Raw genomic sequence first — 3,513 nt, 5'->3', positions numbered from 1 at the left:
AACTCAAGAATCTCACCTGGTTTATGACCGACAATAAGTTGAGATAATCCAAAAAGAGTTAGATAAGCGATAATATGTGTATTTTTAGGAATTGGTACGGCAAACTTATCTACAAGTTCCTTAATCTTCTCTACTTTACGATAAAGTACAGGAAGTATTAAAAAATAAATAACTACACATATAGTAAGAAATAGACCAAAAATCAGTTTATTTATTTTTGTTCCACCGACTACGAGATTATGAAGATTCGTTTCCCCTTGAGAATTATTTTTTGCAAAGAACTCAGGTATGTGCCAATTAAATATTCTTTGTCCCCAGCTAATTTCTTCTCCAGCACCAAAGATAAAGAGACACCCCATACCAACAAGGCCTAGAACAAACCAAGGGCTTCTGAATTTAGCCAAGACCTTAGCTCTGTAAAAACATGTTGACGCTCCCGCCAATAGACCAAAGACCGTTAACCACTCAACAAATCCATCCTCTCGTGTATAAACACCTTGGTAATACTCAAGATCCACGTGTGAAAGAACGACTCCTGTAATAACAACTGCAAAAATAAAAAAGTAACCTAATTTCTCTGTCCACTTCATATTCATTAAATCTTAGTCCCTAACTCAGCAAACATATTTGTTCTAATTTCGTGGCGTCCACCTTCAAATTCAGTTTCAAGCCAAATTTTTAACATCGCTTCCATCTCTTTATGAGATGACACTCTTCCACCGAAGCAAATTACATTTGAGTTATTATGCTCACGGCTCAATCTTGCATCATCAATGCTTCGACATAGAGCTGCTGTAATACCAGCATACTTATTTGCAACAACTGAGACACCAATACCTGATCCACATAGTAATACGCCTCTTCCCTCTTGCTGAACAACTTCTCTAGCTAATTTTGAAGCGTACTCTGGATAGTGGCAACTTTCTGTTGAATGAGTTCCAAGATCTTCTACCTCGTGCCCTAATTCATTCAAAAATTTTACAAGATGATTTTTGGCTTCAAGTGCGCCATGGTCTGTTGCAATAAATAGTTTCATAGTCTTTTCAAAAAAAAAATGCCCCTCTCGAAAGAGGGACATAAGTTATTTTAGTATCTGTAGTGTTCTGGTTTGTAAGGACCTTCAGATGGAACATTTAAGTACTCTGCCTGCTCCTTAGTAAGAGTATCAATTCTTACATTGATTCTCTCTAGGTGAAGACGAGCAACTTTTTCGTCTAGATGCTTTGGTAGCATATAAACCTTGTTCTCATATTTATCTGCATTATGCCAAAGCTCAAGTTGCGCCATAACTTGGTTTGTAAATGAGTTAGACATTACAAAAGAAGGGTGCCCAGTTGCACAACCAAGGTTTACAAGTCTACCTTGAGCAAGAAGAATAATTCTTCTTCCGTCTTTAGAAGTATACATATCAACCTGTGGCTTAATATTATCTTCTTCATAATTATCATGTAGGTGCTTAATACTGATCTCTGAATCAAAGTGACCAATATTACACACGATAGCACCATCTTTCATGCTATCTAGGTGCTTAGAATTGATAACATCAACACATCCAGTAGTCGTCGTGAAGATATCTCCAATCTTAGCAGCTTCGTCCATTGTCATAACTTCGAAACCTTCCATTGCAGCTTGAAGAGCACAAATTGGATCGATTTCAGTAACAACAACTCTAGCCCCTAGTCCTTTGAATGAGTGTGCTGAACCTTTTCCAACATCACCGTAACCAGCAACAACTGCTACTTTACCAGCAATCATTACATCAGTTGCTCTTTTGATACCGTCAACTAGAGACTCTCTACATCCGTAAAGGTTATCAAATTTAGATTTAGTTACAGAGTCATTGATGTTAATCGCAGGCATCTTAAGAGTTCCTTTTTCAACTCTCTCATATAGTCTGTGAACACCAGTAGTTGTCTCCTCTGAAAGACCCTTGATTCCGTCGATTAACTCAGGATACTTGTCGTGAACCATATTTGTTAGGTCACCACCATCGTCAAGAATCATATTAAGAGCTGATCCATCCGCCCACTTAAGAGTTTGCTCGATACACCAATCAAATTCTTCCTCATTCATTCCCTTCCATGCGAAAACAGGAATTCCAGCAGCAGCTATCGCAGCAGCAGCTTGATCTTGAGTTGAATAAATATTACAAGAAGACCATCTTACTTCAGCACCAAGCTCAACTAGTGTCTCGATAAGAACGGCAGTTTGAATTGTCATGTGAAGACAACCAGCAATTCTAGCACCTTTAAGTGGCTTTTCTTTACCATATTCTTCTCTAAGGGCCATTAGTCCTGGCATCTCAGATTCTGCAATTTTAATCTCTTTTCTTCCCCATTCAGCTAGGGACATGTCTGCTACTTTGTAGTCTGTAAAACTCATATTTTCCTCACTTTTTAAGTAAAATCGGTGTGAATTTTCAATATATTATCGCATTACTATAACATTATTATAGATAGGGCCACAACCTTTAATCTTGCCATTGACACAACGAAACATTAAAAGTACACCCTACCAAAGAGGAATCAAAAATATGGGTGATTACACAAAACTAAGTTTTGAAGATATTCAAAGCATTACAAATCTTTATGTTGACGCGATGGTGGTTGACTTTCGCCCCCTGTCATTAGGTATCTCAAATTCAAACTACGAGATCAAGACAAGTGATAACAGATACTTATTAAAAGTTTCCAACGACAAGAATATTGATCAACTTCTTGGTGAAATGACTATTCTCGCCTATCTAAAAGAAAATGATTACCAATATTCAATTCTCCCTTTTAAAACTAAGAAGGATGAATTGGTTTATACCTTTAATAATGTTTATGGGGTTCTCTTCCCATTTATTGATGGTATCCCTCCGGGCCCAAATGATAATACCTGTTTTGAGATTGGGGCTTCACTAGCTTCTCTTCACTCTGTTAGGGGTCCCTTTGAGGGCCTAAGACCATGTGAAGAATTAAGTTATCCGGAACAAGTTATTTATGACTATTGCCAACTTGAACAGTGCCCATGTGATTTCAAAGCAGCATTTGATGAATTCATTGGTGATCGCAGCGAAGGTTACTTTTCTCAAGACTTTGCAAAAGGAATCATTCATGGAGACCTTTACTATGATAATACCCTCTTTGATCACAATCACATCAAGGCAGTTTTAGACTTTGAACAAAGCGGTATCGGTAATTTTATTCTAGACCTTGGAATTTCTATTTCAGGATGCTGTTTAGAAAAGGGAAGGATTAGTCCTTGCCTAATTGAATCCTATTTAAAAGGTTATGAAAGCGTACGTCCGCTTCCGGCCAATGAAAAAGAATATTTAAATGAGGCCATTGTATTTGGACTTCTTTCTATCTCTCTATGGAGAATTAAACGTTTTAAGGAAGGAAATCTAAATCCATTAATGGCCGATAGCTACAAGCAACTTCTCTACAGAGCAGAAATCTTTAAACAAACGGTATCTTAATGAAAAATAATGAATCATTTTACTTTGCCTCATGCCCAAAAGGGTCAGAG

Annotated in this window: 4 protein-coding genes; 1 reads left to right on the top strand and 3 read right to left on the bottom strand. The window is 37.4% G+C overall.

The window, feature by feature from the left end; all coding sequences use genetic code 11:
- The 3 genes from M901_RS04785 to ahcY all read right to left on the bottom strand — a co-directional run.
- Positions 1-596 (bottom strand): hypothetical protein (locus M901_RS04785; protein ID WP_021277052.1); only part of this gene is annotated, 596 nt, incomplete at its 3' end.
- A complete protein-coding gene (rpiB, locus tag M901_RS04780) occupies positions 596-1,036 on the bottom strand; it encodes a ribose 5-phosphate isomerase B (protein ID WP_021277053.1) in 441 nt (146 codons plus the stop codon). The genes rpiB and M901_RS04785, both read right to left, overlap by 1 nt.
- 50 nt (positions 1,037-1,086) lie before the next feature.
- Positions 1,087-2,382: an adenosylhomocysteinase gene (ahcY, locus tag M901_RS04775; protein WP_021277051.1), complete on the bottom strand. Its 1,296-nt coding sequence runs from the start codon at positions 2,380-2,382 to the stop codon at positions 1,087-1,089.
- Positions 2,383-2,533: 151 nt separating this feature from the next.
- Between ahcY and M901_RS04770 the strand changes: the two genes are divergently transcribed.
- Positions 2,534-3,463, top strand: a complete 930-nt coding sequence (locus M901_RS04770) for a phosphotransferase (RefSeq protein WP_021277054.1) — start codon at positions 2,534-2,536, stop codon at positions 3,461-3,463.
- The last annotated feature ends 50 nt before the right edge of the window (positions 3,464-3,513 follow it).

Origin of the sequence: Bacteriovorax sp. DB6_IX (assembly GCF_000447775.1) — a bacterium.
GTDB lineage: Bacteria > Bdellovibrionota > Bacteriovoracia > Bacteriovoracales > Bacteriovoracaceae > Halobacteriovorax_A.
The sequence above is the reverse complement of the archived record's forward strand: the minus strand, read 5'-3'. Positions and strand labels throughout refer to the sequence as shown.

What these genes read in the sequence shown, in the direction of transcription:
- rpiB (WP_021277053.1), bottom strand. Translation starts at nt 1,036, where the DNA reads ATGAAACTATTTATTGCAACAGACCATGGCGCACTTGAAGCCAAAAAT.
- ahcY (WP_021277051.1), bottom strand. Translation starts at nt 2,382, where the DNA reads ATGAGTTTTACAGACTACAAAGTAGCAGACATGTCCCTAGCTGAATGG.
- M901_RS04770 (WP_021277054.1), top strand. Translation starts at nt 2,534, where the DNA reads ATGGGTGATTACACAAAACTAAGTTTTGAAGATATTCAAAGCATTACA.